Origin of the sequence: Enterobacter sp. HK-058-C-ECC (genome assembly GCF_047531125.1) — a bacterium.
Classification (GTDB): Bacteria; Pseudomonadota; Gammaproteobacteria; order Enterobacterales; family Enterobacteriaceae; genus Enterobacter; species Enterobacter quasiroggenkampii.
This window is the reverse complement of record NZ_JBLKCH010000002.1, coordinates 692233-714156: the sequence shown is the minus strand read 5'-3', so window position 1 is coordinate 714156 and position 21924 is coordinate 692233. Positions and strand designations below refer to the sequence as shown.

Annotated in this window: 27 protein-coding genes; 22 read left to right on the top strand and 5 right to left on the bottom strand. The window is 52.9% G+C overall.

Annotated elements, in window-relative coordinates; all coding sequences use genetic code 11:
• Positions 1-9 precede the first annotated feature (9 nt).
• The 20 genes from ACMWJS_RS07515 (at position 10) to ACMWJS_RS07420 (ending at position 16949) form a co-directional block, all read left to right on the top strand.
• A complete protein-coding gene (locus ACMWJS_RS07515; RefSeq protein WP_063217331.1) occupies positions 10-858 on the top strand; it encodes a head maturation protease, ClpP-related in 849 nt (282 codons plus the stop codon).
• 9 nt (positions 859-867) lie between these two features.
• Entirely contained in the window at positions 868-2079 is a 1212-nt protein-coding gene (locus ACMWJS_RS07510; RefSeq protein ID WP_414746866.1) for a phage major capsid protein, read from the top strand.
• A 42-nt stretch (positions 2080-2121) separates the two neighbouring features.
• Positions 2122-2448 (top strand): head-tail connector protein, encoded by a 327-nt coding sequence (locus ACMWJS_RS07505; RefSeq protein WP_414746865.1) that lies wholly within the window; start codon positions 2122-2124, stop codon positions 2446-2448.
• 9 nt (positions 2449-2457) lie between these two features.
• Positions 2458-2796, top strand: a complete 339-nt coding sequence (locus ACMWJS_RS07500) for a phage head closure protein (RefSeq protein WP_045261729.1) — start codon at positions 2458-2460, stop codon at positions 2794-2796.
• Positions 2793-3242, top strand: coding sequence for an HK97-gp10 family putative phage morphogenesis protein (locus ACMWJS_RS07495; protein WP_262153107.1), 450 nt, complete (start codon positions 2793-2795; stop codon positions 3240-3242). Before ACMWJS_RS07500 ends, ACMWJS_RS07495 begins: the two co-directional genes overlap by 4 nt.
• On the top strand, positions 3239-3586 hold the full coding sequence (gene gp17, locus ACMWJS_RS07490) for a tail completion protein gp17 (protein ID WP_414746864.1): 348 nt from the start codon (positions 3239-3241) through the stop codon (positions 3584-3586). The genes ACMWJS_RS07495 and gp17 overlap by 4 nt, the downstream gene beginning before the upstream one ends.
• A gap of 54 nt (positions 3587-3640) precedes the next feature.
• Positions 3641-4111: a phage tail tube protein gene (locus ACMWJS_RS07485; protein ID WP_000202242.1), complete on the top strand. Its 471-nt coding sequence runs from the start codon at positions 3641-3643 to the stop codon at positions 4109-4111.
• A gap of 54 nt (positions 4112-4165) precedes the next feature.
• The gene (locus tag ACMWJS_RS07480; RefSeq protein ID WP_414746863.1) at positions 4166-4567 is read left to right on the top strand and encodes a phage tail assembly chaperone; all 402 of its coding nucleotides are present in this window, start codon (positions 4166-4168) and stop codon (positions 4565-4567) included.
• Positions 4568-4590: 23 nt separating this feature from the next.
• Complete coding sequence (locus tag ACMWJS_RS07475; protein WP_000050396.1) at positions 4591-4854, top strand: DUF4035 domain-containing protein; 264 nt, start codon at positions 4591-4593, stop codon at positions 4852-4854.
• A gap of 34 nt (positions 4855-4888) precedes the next feature.
• The gene (locus ACMWJS_RS07470; protein WP_414746862.1) at positions 4889-8170 is read left to right on the top strand and encodes a phage tail tape measure protein; all 3282 of its coding nucleotides are present in this window, start codon (positions 4889-4891) and stop codon (positions 8168-8170) included.
• Positions 8171-8172: 2 nt separating this feature from the next.
• Positions 8173-8511 (top strand): phage tail protein, encoded by a 339-nt coding sequence (locus ACMWJS_RS07465; protein WP_048026877.1) that lies wholly within the window; start codon positions 8173-8175, stop codon positions 8509-8511.
• The gene (locus ACMWJS_RS07460; RefSeq protein ID WP_414746861.1) at positions 8508-9263 is read left to right on the top strand and encodes a phage minor tail protein L; all 756 of its coding nucleotides are present in this window, start codon (positions 8508-8510) and stop codon (positions 9261-9263) included. Before ACMWJS_RS07465 ends, ACMWJS_RS07460 begins: the two co-directional genes overlap by 4 nt.
• A gap of 1 nt (position 9264) precedes the next feature.
• Positions 9265-9975 carry a C40 family peptidase gene (locus ACMWJS_RS07455; protein WP_414746860.1) on the top strand — a complete coding sequence of 237 codons (711 nt, stop codon included), beginning with the start codon at positions 9265-9267 and terminating at the stop codon, positions 9973-9975.
• A gap of 29 nt (positions 9976-10004) precedes the next feature.
• The gene (locus tag ACMWJS_RS07450; RefSeq protein ID WP_205733764.1) at positions 10005-10415 is read left to right on the top strand and encodes a hypothetical protein; all 411 of its coding nucleotides are present in this window, start codon (positions 10005-10007) and stop codon (positions 10413-10415) included.
• 57 nt (positions 10416-10472) lie between these two features.
• Positions 10473-11063: a tail assembly protein gene (locus tag ACMWJS_RS07445; protein ID WP_407859789.1), complete on the top strand. Its 591-nt coding sequence runs from the start codon at positions 10473-10475 to the stop codon at positions 11061-11063.
• 52 nt (positions 11064-11115) lie between these two features.
• Positions 11116-14304 carry a host specificity protein J gene (locus ACMWJS_RS07440; protein ID WP_414746859.1) on the top strand — a complete coding sequence of 1063 codons (3189 nt, stop codon included), beginning with the start codon at positions 11116-11118 and terminating at the stop codon, positions 14302-14304.
• Between the two features lie 43 nt (positions 14305-14347).
• Positions 14348-14662, top strand: a complete 315-nt coding sequence (locus ACMWJS_RS07435; protein ID WP_115465893.1) for a hypothetical protein — start codon at positions 14348-14350, stop codon at positions 14660-14662.
• Positions 14663-15334, top strand: coding sequence for a hypothetical protein (locus ACMWJS_RS07430; RefSeq protein WP_045909684.1), 672 nt, complete (start codon positions 14663-14665; stop codon positions 15332-15334). It begins immediately after the preceding gene.
• A gap of 107 nt (positions 15335-15441) precedes the next feature.
• A complete protein-coding gene (gene cor / locus ACMWJS_RS07425) occupies positions 15442-15675 on the top strand; it encodes a phage exclusion lipoprotein Cor (RefSeq protein WP_119312063.1) in 234 nt (77 codons plus the stop codon).
• 62 nt (positions 15676-15737) lie between these two features.
• A complete protein-coding gene (locus tag ACMWJS_RS07420; RefSeq protein WP_414746858.1) occupies positions 15738-16949 on the top strand; it encodes a tail fiber domain-containing protein in 1212 nt (403 codons plus the stop codon).
• Positions 16950-16995: 46 nt separating this feature from the next.
• Here the strand turns inward: ACMWJS_RS07420 and ACMWJS_RS07415 are convergent, their stop codons facing one another.
• Positions 16996-17235: a DinI family protein gene (locus tag ACMWJS_RS07415; RefSeq protein ID WP_414746857.1), complete on the bottom strand. Its 240-nt coding sequence runs from the start codon at positions 17233-17235 to the stop codon at positions 16996-16998.
• 85 nt (positions 17236-17320) lie between these two features.
• Here ACMWJS_RS07415 and ACMWJS_RS07410 point away from each other — a divergent pair, with 85 nt between their 5' ends.
• Together ACMWJS_RS07410 and ACMWJS_RS07405 are read left to right on the top strand one after the other, a co-directional pair.
• On the top strand, positions 17321-17560 hold the full coding sequence (locus ACMWJS_RS07410) for a hypothetical protein (protein WP_252073512.1): 240 nt from the start codon (positions 17321-17323) through the stop codon (positions 17558-17560).
• Positions 17560-17880 (top strand): hypothetical protein, encoded by a 321-nt coding sequence (locus ACMWJS_RS07405; protein WP_414746856.1) that lies wholly within the window; start codon positions 17560-17562, stop codon positions 17878-17880. Before ACMWJS_RS07410 ends, ACMWJS_RS07405 begins: the two co-directional genes overlap by 1 nt.
• Before the next feature lie 510 nt (positions 17881-18390).
• Here ACMWJS_RS07405 and ACMWJS_RS07400 read toward each other — a convergent pair.
• The 4 genes from ACMWJS_RS07400 to livM form a co-directional block, all read right to left on the bottom strand.
• On the bottom strand, positions 18391-18852 hold the full coding sequence (locus ACMWJS_RS07400; RefSeq protein ID WP_229226083.1) for an OB-fold putative lipoprotein: 462 nt from the start codon (positions 18850-18852) through the stop codon (positions 18391-18393).
• Between the two features lie 206 nt (positions 18853-19058).
• Positions 19059-19775 (bottom strand): ABC transporter ATP-binding protein, encoded by a 717-nt coding sequence (locus tag ACMWJS_RS07395; protein ID WP_048223773.1) that lies wholly within the window; start codon positions 19773-19775, stop codon positions 19059-19061.
• Entirely contained in the window at positions 19772-20647 is an 876-nt protein-coding gene (locus tag ACMWJS_RS07390) for an ATP-binding cassette domain-containing protein (protein ID WP_048223771.1), read from the bottom strand. Before ACMWJS_RS07390 ends, ACMWJS_RS07395 begins: the two co-directional genes overlap by 4 nt.
• On the bottom strand, positions 20644-21918 hold the full coding sequence (gene livM, locus ACMWJS_RS07385) for a high-affinity branched-chain amino acid ABC transporter permease LivM (RefSeq protein ID WP_414746923.1): 1275 nt from the start codon (positions 21916-21918) through the stop codon (positions 20644-20646). The genes ACMWJS_RS07390 and livM overlap by 4 nt, the downstream gene beginning before the upstream one ends.
• Positions 21919-21924 lie beyond the last annotated feature (6 nt).

Genomic DNA, 21924 nt, shown 5'->3' with positions numbered 1-21924 from the left:
ACTTTCCTGATGAGCAAAAAACAACTTCCGGTAGCACCGGCGGGTCGCCCCTGCGCGCGCGTTACCTGTGAAACATTACCGTCCGCACTGGACCGCTGGGACGGCGGGATCAAAGCGGCGGCCACCGACGATAACAGCATTTCTGTTTTTGATGTTATCGGGCAGGACTACTGGGGCGAAGGGGTAACAGCTAAACGTATTGCCGGTGCGCTTCGGGCTATGAACGGCGCTGACGTCACGGTGAATATCAACTCACCGGGCGGCGACATGTTCGAAGGTCTGGCTATTTATAACCTGCTCCGCGAATACGAAGGCCGTGTAACGGTGAAGGTGCTGGGCATTGCCGCCAGCGCCGCCTCGATAATTGCGATGGCCGGGGATGATATTCAGATTGGCCGCGGTGCCTTCCTGATGATCCATAACTGCTGGGTATATGCGATGGGAAACCGCCATGATTTTGCAGAACTGGCACAGTCACTGGAACCCTTCGATACCGCTATGGCTGACATCTACGCGGCGCGCTCCGGCCTTGATATGGCCGCTGTGCAGAAGCTGATGGACGCGGAAAGCTATATCGGTGGCAGTGATGCTGTGGCGAAGGGACTGGCAGACAGCCTGCTTTCTGCTGATGCGGTCAGCGACGGCGACGAATCGCCTGCTGCTGCGCTTCGCAAACTTGATGCATTGCTGGCCAAGACCAACACACCGCGCTCTGAGCGAAGAAAACTCATTAAAGCCTTATCCGGTGGCATGCCTGGCGCTGTCACCACCAACGACGGTACGCCGGGCGCTGCCGAAGACATCAAACCTGAAACCATCAATTCACTTGAAAGCGCCCTGGCGGCGTTAGTCAAATAAGGACCCTTTATGTCTGAAGTAAACGATATTCTTAAAAAAGTCACTGCCAGCATTGAAGAAGCAACCAGCAAGTTCAACGCGAAAGCAGAAGAAGCCGTCAAAGAAGCGCAGAAGTCTGGCAAACTGTCAGAAGAAACAAAGGCGGCCGTTGATAAAATGGCTACTGAGTTCAACGCCCTGCGTGAAGCAGAAAAAACGTTGAAGGCCGCAATGGGTGAACTCGAACAGCATGTAGCTCAGATGCCGCTGGCAAATGCGAAGCAGGTTGTGGAGTCGATCGGCCAGCAGGTGATCTCTGCTGAGGCGCTGAAAACCTTTGCTGCCAGTGTTGAAGGTGGCAAACGTATCAGCATCCCTGTGAAGGCTGCTTTGACTTCTGCGGATGTTCCTGATGGTGTTGTGGAGCCTCAGCGCCTGCCGGGTATTGATACGGCGCCGAAGCAGCGCCTGTTCATCCGCGATCTGATTGCACCAGGTCGCACTTCCTCCCCGGCTATTTTCTGGGTGCAACAGACTGGCTTTACCAACAACGCGAAAGTGGTTCCTGAAAATACGCAGAAACCATACAGCGAAATTGAGTTTACCCCGAAAATCACTGGTGTCAGCACCGTCGCCCACCTGTTCAAAGCCTCTAAGCAGATCCTGGATGACTTCGCCCAGTTGCAGTCAACCGTAGATGCCGAAATGCGCTACGGGCTGAAGTATGCAGAAGAGCAGGAAATTCTCTTTGGTGATGGTACCGGCGTGCATCTGCACGGCATCGTTCCCCAGGCATCCGCGTTTGATCCAGCGTTCACTGTCGAACAGCAGAGCGGGATTGACGATCTGCGTCTGGCAATGCTGCAGGCGCAGCTGGCGCGTTTCCCGGCATCCGGTCATGTTCTTCACTTCATTGACTGGGCACGGATCGAGCTGACAAAAGACAGCCTGGGCCGTTACATCCTGGCTAACCCGGCGGCACTGACTGGCCCGACTCTGTGGGGTCTGCCGGTTGTTGCAACGGAAGCGGCAGCCTTCCAGGGCAAATTCCTGACCGGTGCATTCAACGCTGGCGCGCAAATCTTCGACCGTGAAGATGCGAACGTGGTGATCTCCACGGAGAACGCCGACGACTTCGAGAAAAACATGATCACCATTCGTTGCGAGGAACGTCTGGCGCTGGCTGTCAAACGCCCTGAAGCATTCGTGTACGGTTCATTCCGCACAGGCGCGGGTAGCTGATAAATATTGCGGCCTTCGGGCCGCTTTTTTCGGGGTAAGCAAATGCTTGATCAAAATGTGGTGAAACAGCACTGCCGCATTGATACCGATTTTACCGGCGATGATGCTCTGCTGAAGATATACACGGGAGCGGCGGAGCGATACGTCCAGACATGGACAAGGCGAACGCTGTATGAGAATGAAAGCAGCCCTGGCTATTCAGACGACCCGGACCCGATTCTACTGAATGATGATGTTAAGGCAGCCATGTTACTGCTGATCGGACACTGGTATGCCAACAGAGAATCAGTGTCCGTCGGTCAGACCGTTGCAGAGGTCCCGCTTGCAGTTGAAGCCTTGCTGCAGCCATACCGAATTTACGGGGTATAGGAGGATTTTATGCAGGCCGGAAGACTGAGAGACAGGGTGGTAATTCAGAACATCACAACATCGCGTGATCCTTCAGGTCAGCCTGTTGAAGCGTGGCACGACGGCGCAGAAACCTGGGCAGAAGTAAAAGGTATCAGTGGGCGAGAGCTGGTAGCCGCTGGTGCTGAAACCGCTGTCGCCACCATCAGGGTATGGACACGATTTCGTAGCGATATCTCTGCAGCTTCCAGACTCAGGGTTGAAACCGGACCGTTCAAAGGCGCTATTTTGAATATCATTGGCCCACCAATCCCTGACTCTCGCGGTGTTCAGCTCGAAATTTTATGCAAGCAGGGGGCCGAAAAATGATTGAAACGAGCCTCGATTTTTCCGGGCTGAATGACATCGCAAAGGATCTTGAGGCGCTTAGCCGCGCTGAAAACAACAAGGTTCTGCGTGATGCCACGCGCGCCGGAGCCGAAGTGCTTAAGCAAGAAGTGATCGCCCGCGCTCCCGTGCGTACCGGGAAACTGAAAAAAAACGTGGTGGTGGTGACCCAAAAAAGCCGCCGCCGCGGGGACATTTCTTCCGGTGTCCACATTCGTGGTGTCAACCCGCGTACCGGGAACAGCGATAACACGATGAAGGCGAATAACCCGAGAAATGCCTTTTACTGGCGATTCGTCGAAATGGGTACCGTTAACATGCCGCCGCACCCGTTCATTCGTACCGCGTTCGATGTACGCCAGGAGCAGGCGACGGAGGTCGCAATCAGGCGCATGAACCAGGCCATTGACGAGGCATTAAGCAAATGACGGAAGACGATCTCTATCCTCTGCTGGCGCCGCTGGCCGGAGGGCAGGTTTATCCCTACGTTGCGCCGCTCGGCAGTGACGGGAAGCCTTCAGTCTCTCCGCCCTGGGTAATTTTCTCGATTATTACCGACGTGGCCGCAGACGTTCTTTGCGGTCAGGCTGAATCTGCCGTTTCTGTGCAGGTTGATGTCTATTCCAGCACCATCGCTGAAGCGCGCACGATCAGGAATATGGCGCTTGATGCTCTGCAGGTGCTGAAGCCGGTAAGCATTGTGAAAACGCCGGGCTATGAGCCAGATCTGCGCTATCACCGGGCAACGCTCGAATTACAGGTAACCGTTTAACTTTACCCACCATAACAGACCGCTCCGGCGGTCTTTTTTTTAACTGGAGAAACCATGACCAGTAAGTATGAAGTCACAAAGGGGATGACCTTTGCCGTCTCCGACGCACCCGTAACCGCCGAGGATTTTAACGCCTCAGGTTTCCCGGGTGCTGGTGTTACCTGGCTGGAAGCAGCCTGTGCAACAAAGGAGATCACCTTCACCGGCGGGCAGAAAGGGGATATCGACGTAACCACGCTGTGCTCAACTGAACAGGAGCAAACCAACGGCCTCGCCGCGCCTGCTGAAATGAGCATTACCCGTAACTGGGTTGGCGATGAAGCAGCACAGGAGGCACTACAGACCGCTTACGAAAATGACGAACTGCGCGCGCTGCGCGTGGTATTCCCGTCTGGCAACGGTTTCTACGTGCTGGTTGAGGTGCGCCAGAGCTCATGGTCTGCTGCAACCTCTTCCGTTGTTGGCGCTACCTATTCTCTGCGTGTACGCGGCAAACCTAAACGCATCTACGCGTCTGGTTCCTGAGCGGCTTCGGCCGCTTTTTTTATCCCTCCGATCATGTAACAAGAGAAAAATGAAATGCCGCAAAAAACATCACAGAATTCATTACGCAACGTGGCGCTTACAGCATCGAAAGCCTATCGCACCAAAGAAGGTATCACGGTCCCTGAATGGGATGGCGCAAAGGTAACGTTGCGTGAACCCTCTGGCGATGCCTGGGTGAAATTCCGGGAGATCGTTAATCCCCAGTTCGCCGAGGGCGAAGAGGCACCGACGCTGACGGAGGCGGAAAAGTTTCTGCGTAACAAAGAGGCTGATGTGGTTCTGTTTATTGACGTTCTGCTGGATGAAAACGGCGAGCGAGTATTCAGCGATGAGGATCAGGAGCAGGTATCCAAAATTTATGGTCCTGTGCACTCCCGCCTGTTGGCTCAGGCCCTCAACCTCGGAATGAGCCAGGAAGAAGCGGGAAAGCAGTAAAGCAGCCGCTGACCTTCTTCCTGATGTCGCTGGCGCTCCGGTTGGGGCGTACTCTCCACGAACTGCGCCAGACCATGACCGCCAGCGAGCTCAAAATGTGGATCGAGTTCGACCGCATCAGTCCGATTGGTGACTGGCGCGCCGATGCTCAGGCGGCGCAGATCTCCGTTGCAATGCTGAACTCTCAGGGCGGGAAATTCACCATTCCTGACGTGATGCTGAAATGGGGTGAGCAGGAAGAAGGCGCAGAAGTCTCTGAACTTGAAGAATGGATGTCCAGTCTTTGATGCCCGCGGCTGCGGGCTTTTTTATGGGTGAAATATGGCAACGCTGCGCGAGCTAATCATCAAAATTTCGGCGAACTCTTCTTCTTTCCAGTCGGAGATCGCCAGAGCGTCCCGCATGGGAACCGATTACTACCGCACTATGGAACAGGGCGGGAAAAAAGCTGCAGCGGCCACGCGTGAAACTCAGCGTTCTTTGGCTGAGCTGAATGCTCAGCTTGCAACAGTTCGGTCTTCTGCTGCCGGGCTTGCCGGTGCATGGGCTAGTGCATTTGCCACGCATCAGCTGATCGCGTTTGCCGACACATGGAATCAACTTAATGGCCGTCTTCGCCTGGCGTCCTCTTCCAGTGAAGATTACGTGCAAGCCCAGCGCGTACTGATGGAGATAAGCCAGCGCACCGGAACATCACTCGAAGCAAACAGCAACCTTTACAGTCGTATCGCTCAGTCCTTGCGTGAGGCTGGTTATGCTTCTGCCGACGTAGCAAAAGTTACGGAAACCGTTGCAACCTCACTGAAGCTATCTGGTGCCAGTACCGAAGAGGCAAGCTCGGTTATTACCCAGCTTAGTCAGGCGCTTGGCTCAGGCGTTTTGCGAGGCGAAGAATTTAACTCCATCATGGAGAACGGCGGCCGCCTGGCGAAACTGCTGGCTGATGGGCTGGGTACCACTGTTGGTGGCCTGCGAAATATGGCCAACAACGGCGAGCTGACGACCAACAAGATCGTCCCGCTGCTGACCAACGTCGAGATCCTCCGTAAAGAGTTCGACACCCTTCCCGCATCAATCAGCGGATCTGCACAGAAAGTGCAAAACGCCTTTCTAGCATGGGTTGGCGGGGCGAACGATGCCGTCGGCGCATCATCAACTCTATCCGGCGTGCTGGATGGTCTGGCGAATAACATCGATGATGTGGCAAATACAGCCGGTATTCTGGTTGGTGTTGGCCTCGCTCGTTATTTTGGCAACATGGTCGGCAGCGTTGCTCAGTCAACCCGGGCAGTCCTCGCTAATACGGCCGCCGAGGTCGCGCTGGCGCAGGCTCAGGTCCGTGGAGCTCAGGTTAGCGTTGCTGCTGGTCGCCAGGCTGTTTACCGCGCTCAACAGGCGCGTGCAGCGGCGACGAGTATTGAGGCTCAGATTGTCGCTGAGCGTAATCTTGCTGCTGCTCAGGCATCACTGAATACGGCGCTTGCTGGCAGAGCTTCGGCCGTTAATAACCTCACCAATACAGCCTCGGTGATGTCCCGCCTGGGTAGTGGCGTTCTTGGCATTCTCGGTGGCTGGCCTGGAGTGATTATCGGTGCCGGCGCTGCGATGTATGGCCTTTATCAGCATACCCAGCAGGTGCACCGTGAGGCGGTAGGTTTTGCCAACAACCTTGACGAGATTAACTCCAAGCTCCAGCAGATGTCGGTGCTTGGCCTGCGCTCGACCGCGGCTGATGCCCGTACATCTTTACAGGCGCAAAAACAGGACCTGGCCGACCTCGACTCTCAGATCGCGAAGGTGAAAGACAGCCTTAAGGCGGTTGATCAAATCCAGCAGGACTACAACCGCCATCCGACGCTGACCCTGATCAACACTTTCATGGACCAGGCCGACATCACGGCCAAAAACATTGAGCTGACCGACAAGCTGAACCAGCTGGAGTACCAGCGCGAACAGGCAGCCTCAAAAGTCGAGCAAACGCAGAAGCTGGTAAACAATGCCAGTGATCTGGCCACGCAAAAGGCTATCGAACAGGCTGGCGCCGTCTCAATCCTGAAAGGTGCGTATGACCTGCTTAACCGCTCAATGTCAGCGACCGCTGGCGCGAAGCCGCCGCAGTATGCCGGGCCAGTTGTCTCTCTGTCGAACGCAACGCCTCAACAGCAAACCGCACTGGAGCGCTCACGCCGCGATAACGAGCTGGCCAGCCTCAGCGGATTAGAAAAACTCCATCAGCAGCACGTCTATGAAGCAGAAGACCTGCAGCTGACTGGAGCGCTTTACACCCAGTACATCTACAACAAGGATCAGGCAGCCAAAAAGGATGCTGCGGCTGCGGAGGCAAAAAAAACCTCTACCGCCGCCTCGAAAGCACAGAGTAAAGCCGAGCGCGAAGCGGCCAGCACCGCCGAACAGTATTCCCGGAAAATGGCCGACCTGAGCGTGGCTATCGACGTGCAACGCGTCAGGGCGACGGAAGGCGAAAAAGCCTCCGAGCTTTACGCGGCATCGCACCAGGCAGGCACTAAATGGACCGACGAGCAGCGCAGGGCAATCCAGGCATCTTCAGCAGAGCTGGCAAAATGGACGCAAAAAGCCGACGAGAACGTACGCAAGCAGCGCGAACAAGCGGATGCCCTGAAGGATTTAACCGAAGCGGCCCGAAAGTTCAGGGATGAGGCGACGCTGACAACCGAAACCGCAGGCATGAGCGATCGCCAGCGCAGCCGGTTCGATGAGACGCAACAGATCGACCGTGTTTTTGCTAAAACGGACGGCGGTACCGAGGCCATCGCGCAGCGCGCCGCAGCCCTTGATGCTCTGGATAAGAAATACAAGGCTATTGCAGCAGCTGAAGCGGATTGGATGTCCGGAGTATCCCGCGGCTATGCCAACTGGTTTGATGAAATCAGTAACGTATCCGGCACGGTTTCTGACGGGGTGAAAACCACCCTCGACAGCGCGTTTGGTAATGTCACCTCAATGCTCGAAGGCAATAAGGTTAGCTGGAAATCGTGGGGAATTTCTGTCCTGCAGATTATCGAAAAAGTGGCTCTGCAGATGGCGGTGGTCAGCGCGATGGGTGGTGCCTCTTCCGGTTCTGGCATCTTTGGCTCACTCATCGGCAGTGTAGGCAGCTTCTTCGGAGGCGGGGCGGGAGCATCAGCCAGCACCGGTACGGCGGTTTCCAGTTATGGCTCAAACTTCCAGTTTAACGCCAAAGGCGGCGTTTATGACTCTCCATCCCTGAGCGCTTTCAGTAATGGGATCGTCAGGAACCCCACCATGTTTGCTTTCGCAAAAGGCGGAGCCGGAATCATGGGCGAGGCTGGTCCGGAGGCAATCATGCCGCTGACCCGCGCACCGGATGGTTCTCTCGGTGTTCGTGCTGTCGGAGGTAGCGGAGGTCAGTCCGTATCGTCGGCGCCACAGGTTTATATCACTATCGATGGTAACGGCAACACCTCAACGCAAACCTCTCCAGGCCTTGAGCAATTTGGTGCAGAGGTCGGGAAATTTGTCGATCAGCGATATAAGCAGAATGTAATGCGTGATATCCGCCCCGGCGGTGACATCTGGAACGCAATGAAAGGAAACCGATAAGTATGGCCATCGAAACTTTCACATGGTGCCCACGGATTAACGCTGAGGCTGATACAAATTTCCGCGTCAGGAAAGCCAAGTTTGGCGATGGATATGAGCAGGTTTCAGGTGATGGATTAAACCCTAAAAGCCAGCAATGGACGCTCAATTTTACTGGCAACGAAACCTACATTTCAGCGATTAAATCTTTTCTCGACAGGCATGAAGGAACGAAAGCCTTTCAGTGGAAGCCACCGCTCGAGCCTTTGGGTTTGTATCGTTGCGAAACGTATAAACCCACCGGGCTCGGTGCGGGGAAATTCAACCTTGAAGCAACATTCATCCAGGCATTTAAACCATGAGCTTAAACGCAGATTATCAGAAGCTTGAGCCCGGCGATGCGGTCAGGCTTTATGAGGTCGATGGAACGGCCTTTGGTACAGGCGAGGTGCTGAGATTTCACAGCTACAACCTGGCTCATACTGAGGCGGAAATTGTCGCAGCAGGGGGAGACGAAAATAATCTCCCGGCTAAATCAATCTGGTGGCAGGGTGAGGAGTATAAAGCCTGGCCCTGTCAGATTGAGGGGATCGAGGCATCTACCAGTGGAAGTAGTGCCCAGCCAAAATTATCGGTGGCTAACCTTGATAGCTCCATTACGGCTCTTTGTTTGGCTTATGACGATATGCTGCAGGCGAAAGTGACCATCCATGACACGCTGGGCAAATATCTTGACGCGATTAACTTTGCCGACGGCAATCCAACAGCTGACCCGACCCAGGAAAAGCTGAAGGTTTTCTACATCGATGCAAAGAGTAGTGAAACCAACGAAGTGGTTGAGTTCACGCTATCCAGCCCGATGGACCTGCAGGGGCAAATGATCCCGACGCGACAGCTTCATTCCCTGTGTACCTGGTGCATCCGGAATAAATATCGCACTGGCGACGGCTGCGACTATGCCGGTACCCGCTATTTCGATAAAAACAACAACCCGGTAAGCGATCCGTCGCTAGATGAATGCCCCGGCACGCTTACGGCCTGTAAGCTTCGGCATGGAGACGGCAACGAACTGCCGTTCGGTGGGTTCCCTGGCACGTCTTTGATCAGGAGCTGATATGCGTCAGAAAACCATAGATGCGATTATGGCTCATGCTGCAGCTGAGTATCCTCGCGAGTGTTGCGGCGTGGTGGCGCAGAAAAGCCGCGTTGAGCGGTACTTCCCCTGCCGAAATCTTGCCGAGGCGCCGGAGGACAATTTTGTCCTCTGCCCGGAAGATTACGCAGTTGCTGAGGACTGGGGTACGGTGATCGCCATCGTTCACAGTCACCCTGACGCCACAACCCAACCGAGCGAACTGGATAAAGCGCAATGCGATGCAACGCTTTTACCCTGGCACATCGTGAGCTGGCCTGAGGGGGATTTACGCACCATCCAGCCGCGCGGAGAACTGCCGCTGCTGGAGCGTCCGTTTGTGCTTGGACACTTCGATTGCTGGGGGCTGGTCATGAGCTATTTCCGGCAAACGCACGGTATCGAGCTCCACGATTACCGGGTGGATTATCCCTGGTGGGAAAACGACTATCCGGACAACTTCTATCAGGATTGCTGGTATGAGTGCGGATTCCGTGAATTCGACGGGCCTCCGAAACCCGGCGATATGGTGATCATGCAGGTCCAGGCTGATAAGTGGAATCATGCGGGGATTCTACTGGAGGGAAATATGCTGCTGCACCACCTGTACGGACACCTAAGTAAGCGCGTGCCGTATGGTGGCTACTGGCAAGAAAGGACGATGAAGATTTTACGTTACAAATCTCTGTGCTAACCTTTTGCAAAACCAAAGGGGATAGGGATATGAAAAAAACATTATTGGCATTTTCGTTGTTAATTTTGGCTGGTTGTTCGACTGAGCCAGTTCTCCCGCAGTATGCAAAAGAAGTGTCAGCACCGAAAGAATTTCAGCAGTCAACAAACACAACTGCCGTAACTATCATTCGCGATAAAGGTTTCGTTGCTGGTGGATGCGCTATAACAACCTATATCAATGGTAAATATTTGGCTGAACTTGATACAGGGGAAAAAGTCACTGCTTACTTAAACCCTGGCGATGTATTGATTGGGGCTGGGTTTGCCGGGAAAGGCCTATGTAATGGTGCACCTAAAAAAGAACGGGAGTTTTCAATAAAAGAAAATACTCCTCGAGTTTTAAGGATATTTATCGATCAAAGTGGGAATGTAGATATACTTCCGATGTCGATAAATTAGAGTTGAAATTTAACAGGAAAAGGCCACCTTCGGGTGGCTTTTTTATTGGGGTGATTCATGTCAGATGTAATGACTCGCATTGAACTTGGTGGCGTTCTTGGAAAGACTTTTGGTAAAACACATCATCGCTCAATAAGCACAACCAAAGAAGCTTGCAAAGCCTTATCTGCTACGATTAATGGTTTCGAAAAATTCATGAATACAAGTAAGCAAAGAGGGCTTTCTTATGCGGTTTTTCGCGGGACGAAAAATATTGGTGTTGATGAATTAGGATTTCCTGTCAGGGGTGAGGTTATAAGGATCGTTCCAGTGCCGATTGGAAGTAAAAAAGCCGGTGTATTACAAACTATTTTAGGTGCTGTATTGGTGGCCGTTGGGGTGGTATTAAATTTCACGCCATTTGCTGGAGCTTCACCATTTTTCTATCAGGCTGGTGGCGCTCTGATCCTTGGTGGCGTCGTCCAAATGCTATCACCCCAACCAACCGGATTAGCCAGCAAACAAAGCGCAGATAACCGTGCATCCTACGCATTCGGTGGTGTAACAAACACCGCAGCGCAAGGCTACCCGGTACCGCTCCTTTATGGCCGTCGGCGGATAGGCGGAGCGATTATTTCTGCCGGAATTTATGTCGAAGATCAGCAGTAGATAACTAACTTTTTTCTGGCCACCTTCGGGTGGCTTTTTTTATGGGCGCAATATGGCTACAGAAAAAGTGTTAAAGGGCCGCAAGGGCGGCAGCTCAAGTTCCCGAACCCCAACCGAACAGCCTGATGATCTGCAATCTGTAGCGAAGGCAAAAATTCTCGTTGCGCTTGGTGAAGGGGAGTTTGCAGGGCAGCTAACCGGAAAAGATATCTACCTGGACGGAACGGCGCTTGAGAACGCTGACGGCTCCCAAAACTTCAGCGGCGTAACATGGGAGTTTCGCGCAGGAACGCAGGCACAAAAATATATTCAGGGCATTCCCGGTACCGAAAACGAAATCAGCGTGGGAACTGAGGTATCAAGCGCTACAGCCTGGACGCGCACGTTTACCAATACGCAGCTTTCAGCAGTTCGTCTGCGTCTGAAATGGCCCTCGCTTTTCAAACAGGAGGACGACGGCGATCTGGTGGGTTACTCGGTCAATTATGCGATTGACCTTCAGACGGACGGCGGCACATGGCAGACGGTAATCAATACCAGCGTGACCGGCAAAACGACGTCTGGTTATGAGCGCAGCCACCGTATCGATTTACCGCAGGCTGGCAGCACCTGGACAATCCGCCTGCGTAAGATTACCTCTGACGCCAACAGCGCGAAGATCGGCGATACGATGACGCTGCAGAGCTTCACTGAGGTGATTGACGCCAAGTTACGCTATCCCAACACAGCGCTACTCTATATCGAATTCGATTCCAGCCAGTTTAACGGCTCTATCCCGCAGATCTCCTGCGAGCCTCGCGGGCGTGTTATTCGTGTGCCAGATAACTATGACCCCGAAACAAGAACGTACAGCGGGACATGGACCGGTGCGTTTAAGTGGGCATGGACGGATAATCCGGCGTGGATTTTTTACGATCTGGTTGTTTCTGACCGGTTCGGCCTCGGTCACCGGTTGACTGCTGCGAATATCGATAAATGGACGCTGTATCAGGTTGCCCAGTATTGCGATCAGATGGTACCAGACGGCAAGGGAGGCAACGGTACCGAACCACGTTATACCTGTAACGTGTACATTCAGGACCGGAATGACGCCTACACAGTCCTGCGTGATTTTGCTGCTATCTTCCGTGGTATGACCTACTGGGGCGGGGATCAGATTGTTGCCCTGGCTGACATGCCGCGCGATGTTGATTACAGCTACACGCGCGCTAACGTTGTTGGCGGTCGCTTCACCTATTCGAGCAGCACCACGAAAAGCCGCTACACCACAGCGCTGGTATCATGGTCTGATCCCGGTAATGCTTACGCCGACGCGATGGAGCCGGTATTTGAGCAGGCGCTGGTGGCGCGGTACGGTTTCAATCAACTGGAAATGACAGCCATCGGCTGTACCAGACAGTCTGAAGCAAACCGTAAGGGGCGCTGGGGTATTCTCACCAATAACAAGGATCGCGTTGTTTCGTTTGATGTCGGGCTGGACGGCAACATTCCGCAGCCTGGCTACATCATCGCCGTGGCAGACGAGCTGCTTTCCGGAAAGGTTATGGGCGGCCGCATCAGCGCCGTTAGCGGTCGCGTTATCAAACTTGACCGAGTGGCGGATGCGGCAGCAGGCGATCGCCTTATTCTCAACCTCCCTTCCGGAGCGTCGCAGAGCAGGACCATTCAGGCCGTGAACGGTGAATCAGTCACAGTCACCACGGCATACAGTGAGACGCCACAGACCGAAGCTGTTTGGGTGGTTGAATCTGACGAGCTTTACGCGCAGCAGTACCGCGTTGTCAGCGTAAGCGATAATGATAATGGCACCTTCTCGATCACGGCCGCATGGCACGATCCGGATAAATATGCCCGTATCGATACTGGCGCAATTATCGACCAGCGGCCAATAAGTGTAATACCTCCCGGTAATCAGTCCCCGCCAGCTAACATCGTGATCAGCTCGTTTTCTGTTGTTCAGCAGAATATCAGCGTCGAGACCATGCGCGTCAGCTGGGACCAGGCGCAGAATGCTATCGCCTATGAGGGGCAGTGGCGCCGTAACGATGGAAACTGGGTGAACATGCCTCGCAGCTCCACCACGTCATTTGACGTCCCGGGGATTTATGCCGGGCGCTACCTGGTGCGCGTGCGGGCAATTAATGCCGCTGAAATTTCTTCCGGGTGGGGATATTCAGAAGAGAAGACACTGACCGGCAAAGTAGGTAATCCGCCTAAGCCAGTAGGATTCACAGCCACGGGCATTAACTGGGGGATTCGTCTTAACTGGGGTTTCCCGGCAAACACCGGCGATACGCTAAAAACGGAAATTCAGTACACTGCCAACAGTGACTTTTCAGATCCACTCTTGCTCTCAGACGTGCCTTATCCATCGGCGGAATACACCCAACTCGGCCTTAAAGCAGGGCAGGAATTCTGGTACCGCGCGCAGCTGGTCGACAGAACGGGTAACGAATCCGGGTATACCGACTGGATCAGGGGGATGTCTAACGATAACGCCGATGATTATTTGGGCGATATCGCAGATGATTTCCTAACCTCTGCAGACGGAGAACGCCTAACTGGTGACATCGATACCAACATTGAGGGAATACTGCAGAACGCCCTGGCGAACCACGGAACTGTTGAGCACCAGTGGGCACAATACGGAGAAGTGCGTGCCGATATTCTGGTGGTTAAAACGACGATTGCTGAAGTTGATAATGCAATGGCCGAACTGTCAACGCAGGTGCAGGCGCAGATAGAGGACGTTACTGCTGCACTGGAGGACAAACTTACCGCCGTCGTTGATGCCTCTGGCGCTTCGGCTATCTACACCCTCAAAACAGGCGTGAGGATAAACGGCATCATGTATAACGCCGGGATGTCGATTGCCGTTCTGGCGCAGGCAGGGCAGCCGATTGTTACCCGAGTAGGTTTCAACGCTAACCAGTTCGTGCTGATGAGTGGCAGTGGCGATACCCAGTATTCGCCGTTCGCTGTGGTTAATGGCCAGGTATTTATCAGCTCCGGATTTATTCAGGATGGCACGATCACCAATGCCAAAATCGGCGACTTCATCCAGTCCAATAACTACGTTGCTGGGTCTGTCGGATGGAGGCTGGATAAATCAGGAACATTCGAGAACTACGGTTCGACAGCCGGAGAGGGAGCCATGAAACAGACAAACCAGACAATCAGTGTTCGTGACGCCAACAATGTGTTGAGGGTGCAGATCGGGAGAATTACAGGGATATGGTAACTAATGGGCCTCATGTGGGGCCCTTTTTATTGGATGAACAGCTATGGCTCAGTACGGTGTAGAAACCTGGGACGCATCAGGCGTTGTAAATAATTATGGAATTAAGCCTGTCAGTGTAAGCGGCTACCTACAGTTGGCCCAGAATGAAAAAACAGGCTCTTACTCCGTAGTGCTTCCACCGGGGTGTAAGCTTACTTACTTTCAGATCATGAACGGTGATCAGTGGGGAACGAGCCGGAGGAAGATCACTATTTCAGGTGGCACCGCAACGGTATCGGCAGTAGGCGATACCGACTACTCCGCAGGGACTGAGCCTGCGGCAGCGGCGTATCTCATTTTCCAGATCGAGAGGGCATAAATGGCGCAGTATGGCGTTTTACTGACAACGACGGCAGGAGAAGTATGGGTGACCGCGAACAGTTCGCCAATTGCTCTACAGGCTCGAAAGACAGCGGCACTTCAGGGAACATCGGGTTTCAACACCAAAGTGACGCACACATTTCCCTCAGGTCAACCCGTTGTCGCCTTCGTTCATTGCACGGTTGAGGTGGAAATTACCCAGACGATAAGCGGGAACACCATCACGGTTGATTTTCTCAGGCCGAATGCAACCGGCACAGCGTACGTTTATTTTTTCTCTATTTTCCCACAGACAAAGCCTGATTACGGGCTTGCCGTCTGGGATGCGTCAGGGACGCTTATTTTGACAAACGAAACACGCACACTCAGTGATGTGGTAACCCTCGGTACTGCCGGGGTAGATGCAAGTTCAGGTTATAACATCAATACCACGCTGGCGGGGAAATGGGCCTGTATGCCTGCCATGCTGGGTCTGATTACTGGGGTTATATCGGCTGGCGGCCAGCCGCAGCCCTACTCGGCGATTTACAAGAGCATGGCAAAACTTGAGGGAGGCAATACGCGAATATTCGCCAGACCGCAAACAACCCCCAGCGGAAACCTTCAGAACGTCGCGTATTCAAATCTGAGAAACGTGATTATGGCCATCAACTGCGCCAACTACGATTGATCGTTTTCAGCGATCAATCTTATAAAATTGATCTACAAAATCAATTATATCACTTTGAATCATCTTGATATTGTTTAGCTTAGTGAATACCCTGGGATATAACCACTATGAAAAACATGATTCTTTGCCTGGCGGTGGCTGTATTGCTCTCCGGTTGCGCTGGCGTTCTTCAGAAGCAGCAACCTATATGTACCGGGACGGCCCTGATCGGCGGACAGGAAAACATCGTCCAGATTTACGGAGTACGTAAGCAAAGTAACCAGACCCAGTACCGCGCCGGTTATCCGTTTAACTGGTCATGGGTTAGCGCAAACACATTCAGTAGTACCACCTGCCAGTAACTCAAGCATTTTTGAATAAACCTCGCACCGGCGGGGTTTTTTATTGCCCGAAAGGAGCGTATATGTCTGCAGGAACTATCACCCTGACAAACGGGTCCGCTATTGTTGGCGGTTCCGGAACCTCATTCGCAACCGAACTCGCCGCAGGTGATTTTATTGTCTCCACTGTGGGCGGCGTTGATTATACGCTGCCAGTAAAAACGGTTGACGGTAATACCCAGGTGACTCTGGTTAGTAACTTTACCGGGCCTACTCAGGCCGGTGCAGCCTGGTCAGCTGTTCCACGTGTGGCGCTGAACATGGTCACTGCCGCGCTGGTGGCGCAAAGTGCTGAAGCGCTGCGTGGACTGAATTACGACAAACAGAACTGGCAACGAATTTTTTCTGGAAGCGGCAATGTAACGGTAACGCTGCCGGATGGAACAACATGGACGGGCCCAGCCTGGAATAGCATCACCACTTCTCTCGCAGGCAAGGCGGCAAAAGGTGCAAACAATGACATCACCTCGCTCAGCGGGCTTACTACAGCGCTGTCTGTAGCTCAGGGTGGTACCGGTTCGACAACCGCATCAGGCTCTCGCACAAACCTCGGTTTGGGAGACAGTGCCACGAGGAACGTCGGAACCGCTGCGGGCACGGTTGCAGCCGGTAATGATTCTCGTCTTGATACTCTTGATGGAAAGACCGGAGGGGGGGTTACTGGCCACACCTTCTTTAAAATTGTTCAGAATACACTGCCAGCGCTGGGAGCAACGGTAGCATCGACAACGCAAACAACCAGTGGTGCAACACCGGCTCAGTTGCAGATGTTTTGTCAAATTGCTTCTTCTGGTCAGAGATACGGTTTTTTACGTCTTTACCAGGACTCTGCTTATAAAGACTGGTACATGGACTACAACAGCGGAAATGCTTATGCGCCTGCATCATGGGTAAACAATTCAGATCGACGTATTAAAGACAAAATTACCCCGATTGATGACCCGCTTGGTAAAATGAAGAGAGTGCGTGGCTATACCTGGGTGCGTAAAGATGATCAGATGAAAGGATCATTTGGTATTGGTTTTGTGGCACAGGAAATTCAGGAAATTATCCCAGAGGCCGTTTGTTGCTCCCGAGAGGGCTCGGTGACTGTGGATGGCGAAGAGATAGAAAATTCGTTAGCACTATCAACTGGTGAGATTGCTGCAGCTCTACACCATGAAGCGATCCTTGCATTAATGGAGAAAATCGAGGATCTCACAGCGACAATTGAAAGATTCCAGACTGGTAGTTAAAGACGGTGCAGCCTCTGTAGAGCATCAAAAAAGAGGCTGCTTCGATTTATTCACTAACTAGCCACATATCGGATTCTTCAAACATTTCCTCTAGCATCCGGTTCAGTTTTTCCCGATCACTTTTGCTGGCATCGCTATTCAGGCCGTTTGCCTGCATCGGCTTCACCTTCACTTCGGCATCAGGGAAAATCTGGTGCACCCGCTTCGTCAGCTCGGCCAGAATGATCTCTCTGGCCCCTTCGAGCCCCTCAACATTACGTTTGTCATAAACCAGCTCAACTAACATCACTCTCCATCCTTGCTGACTTGATCTGAAGATTTAAAAATACTACTGTATATGTATACAGTCAATGGAAAGTGAGGGTGCTGCTATGCCTCGTCAATATGATATTCACGCAGCTTTTTTAGCCTCTATAGAACAGAATCCAAAGGGCTACCTTTGCCTAAAAACAAACAAATTCATCAATAACTTGCGTGAGAGGAATTGGCATTTCAGCCAGGCAGACGCGAACGCATGGATTGAGAGATACCAGCCAGATTTTGCTGACAAGACGACGGACGGAAGCGATAACCGTTACTGGATCTTGCGTAACATGGGGAGGATTTTCTGATGGGCTTTCCTTCACCGGCAATGGATTACCAGGAACAGCGGTTAACCATAGATCTGCTATGCGGAATAGACGGGAACTGCAGGGTAATAGAAACGTCATGTGGTTGGGCTGTCATTAACGTTTCCATTAGGCCAGAGCAGGGGGATACGCTACTGGTAAGAATGGATAACAGGAACGAGTTTGCAAAGCTATACGGGGCGGCATTGATAACTGAAGATGGTGAAGCTATAGAAGGCGACGCGCTGGATGACGTAGAGGTTTTTGGCGTGCTGACGCATAGTCTTAACCGGGTAGGCAACGATGATTGTCCGGCAATTTAAGGATTGGTTTAACCACCATTCTCTCTTCACCAAATGCCGGTTCTCGGTACGAAAACTTTCGCCATTGTGACTTTTTTATAACGCTAAGCTGTTGATTATTTTGATCTTAAAATTATGAATTAATGGCGAAAAATAAACGTATGTATCTGATTATATTAGATAACACGCGTGATTTAAAATCCCTCGGCGTTCGCGCTGTGTGGGTTCAAGTCCCACTCCGGCTACCATGGGAAACAAAGAATAATCAAAGCAATAAGCAGTGTCGTATAAACCACCGAAAGGTGGTTTTTTATTTTCTGAATTTCACTCTTCCGTCATTCCAGCTATTCAATAGTATCCTGGCCGGCTACATATTTACGTCTTCATATGGATTTCTTGCCCCGATAATGCAACTCAACTGGTGCGTGGGGTGATGGGGTTTATGTAGGCATATCTGGAATCGATTAGGATTATGATGTTGAAGACATCATGAGCGGGAGAATGGAATGGGAGGGCAACCCTCCCGATTCGTTATTTTGCAAATAAACAATCTCGTCCAGCTGGTGCACCCATTACTCGGATCATTTTTTTACAAATCACAGTGACCTGCTGACCTTTTTTCAATGCTACGGCGGTGGACTTTTCTGAGTTTTCCATCTCCATTCGTGCAGGCATGAACTGGTTGTCTGTTTGTAAGCCGATGATAATGGAGTCTGTAAAATCTTTATCAATGGACTGTACAACACCCTTGACTGCGATGAGCTTACCCTTCATGTTTTCATCGGTTGCGACTTCATTCTCTTCATAAGCTTTAAAAAGCTCTTTCGCGGAGGTCGTATACACTTCTTTTTGCGGTACTGACTTCTGCGTATCCGTAACGGATGCAGAAGACGAAGTCGCGCCTGCTTGCGATTTGTCGTCTTTACCGACGATGTATCCCAGAACCATCAAAGCAATAAAGATATAGAAAATCCATTTAATAAATTTCTTCATGTAATTACCTGTTAGCTAATAGTTTTACTGTGTGAGAATGTGAAGATATCACTTTATTACTTTATCGCATAAGGACGCTTATTGCATATAAAAAGGATTTACACGAGTAAATTATTTTATCCCTTTTCAAGGGAAGCATTATTGGGATATCACGAAAGGGTAGCTTCGGACTATATGTGGTTTGTTGGTGCATGAACATTGTGTAGTTACACCCCGCCCAAATACGCCTTCCTCACGTCCTGATTGCCTAGCAATTCCTCACCGCTGCCGCTCAGCCGGATCTGTCCGTTCACCATCACATACCCGCGGTCAGACAGCTTCAACGCATGGTGCGCATTCTGCTCCACCAGAAAAATGGTCATACCGCTGCGGGCCAGCTCTCGCAGCGTCTGGAAGATCTGCTTCACCACAATCGGGGCTAAGCCCAGGCTGGGCTCATCCAGCAGCAGCAGCTTCGGACGGCTCATCAGCGCCCGGGCGATCGCCAGCATCTGCTGCTCCCCGCCGGACATGGTCATCGCGCGCTGTTTACGTCGCTCTTTAAGGCGAGGGAAAAGGTCAAACATGGTTTGCATATCTTCAGCTGCAAACTGATTGCCGATGGGAATGGTCCCCATCAGCAGATTCTCTTCAACGGTCATATCCGGGAAGATACGTCTGCCTTCCGGTGCCTGCGCAATGCCGCCGGACGCGACGTAGTGGGTGGATTGATGGCTGATGTCTTCACCACAGAACAGGATCTGCCCGCTGCGGATACGGGGTTGACCAAAGATGGACATCAGCAATGTCGATTTACCCGCGCCGTTTGCGCCAATCAGCGCCACGGTTTCCCCCTTATTCACCTCCAGAGAGACCTGCTTCAGCGCCTGAATGACGCCGTAAAACACATCCACTTCGCGAAAAGCCAGCAGCGGTTCGCTCATAGGGAGACCTCGCTTTCATCCGTGCCCAGGTAGGCGGCAATGACCTTTTCATCATGCTGGATCTGCTCGGGTTTCCCCCTGGCAATTACATCGCCGTGGTCGAGCACGATAATGTCGTCCGAAATTTCCATCACCATCCCCATATCATGCTCAATCAGCAATACCGTGATGTCATGATGATCCCGCAGAAAGCGAATAATCCCGCTCAGCTTGTGCGTTTCAACCGGGTTCAGCCCTGCGGCGGGTTCATCCAGACAGATCATTTCCGGCCCGGTACACATTGCCCGGGCGATTTCCAGTCGCCGCTGCTGGCCGTAGGACATTTCTCCCGCCAGTCGATTGGCGCACTCCACCAGATCCACCACTTCAAGCCAGTAAAAGGCTCTGTCCAGGGCGTCGCTTTCCGCCCGCCGGTAGGACGGCGTATTCAGGATCCCGGCGAGCAGATTGCGGTTCACCCGCATATGCTGCGCCACCAGCAGATTTTCCACGACCGACATCTCGCGAAAAAGACGGATATTTTGAAACGTGCGCGCCAGCCCGGCTCGGTTGACCAGATGGGTTCCGCCGAACATTTTGTAGAACAGACGCTGCCCGAGCTGCGCGGGGTTAATCCAGTCGCCGGGCTGGAATTTTTGTCCGAGTACCTGAATAACGTTGGTCGTTTTATGGCGGGTATTAAATAAAATGCTGCCGCCGGAGGCTCTGTAGAAGCCCGTCAGGCAGTTAAAGACGGTGGTTTTTCCCGCCCCGTTTGGCCCAATCAGGGCGGTAATGGAGCCGCGCTGCACGTCCAGGTTGACGTCATTCAGTGCCTTAATCCCGCCAAAATGCATCATCAGATGCTCAACGCGTAATATTGTTTCGTTCATGGCGCGACGCCCTTACGCACGGCAAACCCGCTGCGGTTAATGCGGATCAAACCGCGTGGACGCCAGATCATCATGACCACCATCAGCATGCCAAACAGCAGGACGCGGTACTCGGCAAAACTGCGCAGCAGTTCCGGCGTGACCGTGAGCACAAAGGCGGCCAGCACCACGCCCAGCGTCGAGCCCATACCGCCCAGCACCACAATGGCGAGGATCAGTGCCGATTCAAAGAAGGTAAAGGAGGTTGGATTCACGAACCCCTGATAGGTGGCGAAGAACACCCCGGCAATGCCCGCGGTCGACGCACCCAGCGTAAAGGCGGAAAGCTTCACCAGAACATGGTTCAACCCCATTGAGCGACAGGCAATTTCGTCTTCACGCAGAGCTTCCCACGCCCGGCCAATCGGCATGCGCGTCAGGCGGTGCTTGATGTGGAGCACCAGCATCACCACCAGAAAGAGCACCGCATAGATAAAGATAAACTTCATGTTCGGGTTGTAGGTCAGGTGGAAAAACTCGTGGAAGGGCACGCCGCCTTCTTTCGCGCGTCGTCCAAATTCCAGACCGAAAAAGGTCGGGGGAGGGGCAGACACGCCGTTGGGTCCGCCGGTGAAGGTCAGCCAGTTGTTCAGTATCAGGCGAATGATCTCCCCGAATCCGAGGGTGACGATGGCCAGATAGTCACCGTGCATGCGCAGCACCGGGAAGCCGAGCAGGGCGCCTGCGGCGGCGGCCATGATTGCCGCGAGCGGCAGCATGCTCCAGAACCCTAAGCCGAGATACTGGTATCCCAGCGCCAGGCCGTACGCACCAATCGCATAGAACGCGACATACCCCAGATCCAGCAGACCGGCCAGGCCCACGACGATGTTCAGTCCCAGACCGAGAAGCACATAGATCAGCCCGAGGATGGCGACGGTCAGCACATACTTGGTGGCGACAAACGGGAAGCAAACTGCAAGAGCAATCACCAGGGGAATGATCCAGCGCATGCGGCTTTTGTAATCCGGAGGTCGGACATAAACGCCCGCGCTGTCGGCCTCGAAGCGCGCCTGGAAACGGGCCCCGGCAGCGGTACCTAAAAAAGCGCTCAACAGAAAACGCCCGAACATGACGATGCCCACCATCCAGGCCAGGCGCTGCCCGGCGAAGGTAAAGCTATACCCGTCCAGCACCACGCCCGCGATGGGGCCGAAGATAATCAGCGCAATCAGCCCGGAAAAAATCGCGTCCAGAATGCAGCGTTTAAGTGAGAAACCGTGTGATGTCATCATTCT

Excerpts from the sequence above, each read along its gene's own strand:
- ACMWJS_RS07395 (WP_048223773.1), bottom strand. The coding sequence starts at position 19,775 with ATGAGCGAACCGCTGCTGGCTTTTCGCGAAGTGGATGTGTTTTACGGC.
- ACMWJS_RS07450 (WP_205733764.1), top strand. The coding sequence starts at position 10,005 with ATGAAAAAAACATTATTGGCATTTTCGTTGTTAATTTTGGCTGGTTGT.
- cor (WP_119312063.1), top strand. The coding sequence starts at position 15,442 with ATGAAAAACATGATTCTTTGCCTGGCGGTGGCTGTATTGCTCTCCGGT.
- ACMWJS_RS07430 (WP_045909684.1), top strand. The coding sequence starts at position 14,663 with ATGGCGCAGTATGGCGTTTTACTGACAACGACGGCAGGAGAAGTATGG.
- ACMWJS_RS07410 (WP_252073512.1), top strand. The coding sequence starts at position 17,321 with ATGCCTCGTCAATATGATATTCACGCAGCTTTTTTAGCCTCTATAGAA.
- ACMWJS_RS07415 (WP_414746857.1), bottom strand. The coding sequence starts at position 17,235 with ATGTTAGTTGAGCTGGTTTATGACAAACGTAATGTTGAGGGGCTCGAA.
- gp17 (WP_414746864.1), top strand. The coding sequence starts at position 3,239 with ATGACGGAAGACGATCTCTATCCTCTGCTGGCGCCGCTGGCCGGAGGG.
- ACMWJS_RS07420 (WP_414746858.1), top strand. The coding sequence starts at position 15,738 with ATGTCTGCAGGAACTATCACCCTGACAAACGGGTCCGCTATTGTTGGC.
- ACMWJS_RS07465 (WP_048026877.1), top strand. The coding sequence starts at position 8,173 with ATGGCCATCGAAACTTTCACATGGTGCCCACGGATTAACGCTGAGGCT.
- ACMWJS_RS07435 (WP_115465893.1), top strand. The coding sequence starts at position 14,348 with ATGGCTCAGTACGGTGTAGAAACCTGGGACGCATCAGGCGTTGTAAAT.
- ACMWJS_RS07485 (WP_000202242.1), top strand. The coding sequence starts at position 3,641 with ATGACCAGTAAGTATGAAGTCACAAAGGGGATGACCTTTGCCGTCTCC.
- ACMWJS_RS07475 (WP_000050396.1), top strand. The coding sequence starts at position 4,591 with ATGTCGCTGGCGCTCCGGTTGGGGCGTACTCTCCACGAACTGCGCCAG.
- ACMWJS_RS07455 (WP_414746860.1), top strand. The coding sequence starts at position 9,265 with ATGCGTCAGAAAACCATAGATGCGATTATGGCTCATGCTGCAGCTGAG.
- ACMWJS_RS07405 (WP_414746856.1), top strand. The coding sequence starts at position 17,560 with ATGGGCTTTCCTTCACCGGCAATGGATTACCAGGAACAGCGGTTAACC.
- ACMWJS_RS07440 (WP_414746859.1), top strand. The coding sequence starts at position 11,116 with ATGGCTACAGAAAAAGTGTTAAAGGGCCGCAAGGGCGGCAGCTCAAGT.
- livM (WP_414746923.1), bottom strand. The coding sequence starts at position 21,918 with ATGACATCACACGGTTTCTCACTTAAACGCTGCATTCTGGACGCGATT.
- ACMWJS_RS07480 (WP_414746863.1), top strand. The coding sequence starts at position 4,166 with ATGCCGCAAAAAACATCACAGAATTCATTACGCAACGTGGCGCTTACA.
- ACMWJS_RS07515 (WP_063217331.1), top strand. The coding sequence starts at position 10 with ATGAGCAAAAAACAACTTCCGGTAGCACCGGCGGGTCGCCCCTGCGCG.
- ACMWJS_RS07505 (WP_414746865.1), top strand. The coding sequence starts at position 2,122 with ATGCTTGATCAAAATGTGGTGAAACAGCACTGCCGCATTGATACCGAT.
- ACMWJS_RS07470 (WP_414746862.1), top strand. The coding sequence starts at position 4,889 with ATGGCAACGCTGCGCGAGCTAATCATCAAAATTTCGGCGAACTCTTCT.
- ACMWJS_RS07495 (WP_262153107.1), top strand. The coding sequence starts at position 2,793 with ATGATTGAAACGAGCCTCGATTTTTCCGGGCTGAATGACATCGCAAAG.
- ACMWJS_RS07445 (WP_407859789.1), top strand. The coding sequence starts at position 10,473 with ATGTCAGATGTAATGACTCGCATTGAACTTGGTGGCGTTCTTGGAAAG.
- ACMWJS_RS07390 (WP_048223771.1), bottom strand. The coding sequence starts at position 20,647 with ATGAACGAAACAATATTACGCGTTGAGCATCTGATGATGCATTTTGGC.
- ACMWJS_RS07460 (WP_414746861.1), top strand. The coding sequence starts at position 8,508 with ATGAGCTTAAACGCAGATTATCAGAAGCTTGAGCCCGGCGATGCGGTC.
- ACMWJS_RS07510 (WP_414746866.1), top strand. The coding sequence starts at position 868 with ATGTCTGAAGTAAACGATATTCTTAAAAAAGTCACTGCCAGCATTGAA.
- ACMWJS_RS07500 (WP_045261729.1), top strand. The coding sequence starts at position 2,458 with ATGCAGGCCGGAAGACTGAGAGACAGGGTGGTAATTCAGAACATCACA.
- ACMWJS_RS07400 (WP_229226083.1), bottom strand. The coding sequence starts at position 18,852 with ATGAAGAAATTTATTAAATGGATTTTCTATATCTTTATTGCTTTGATG.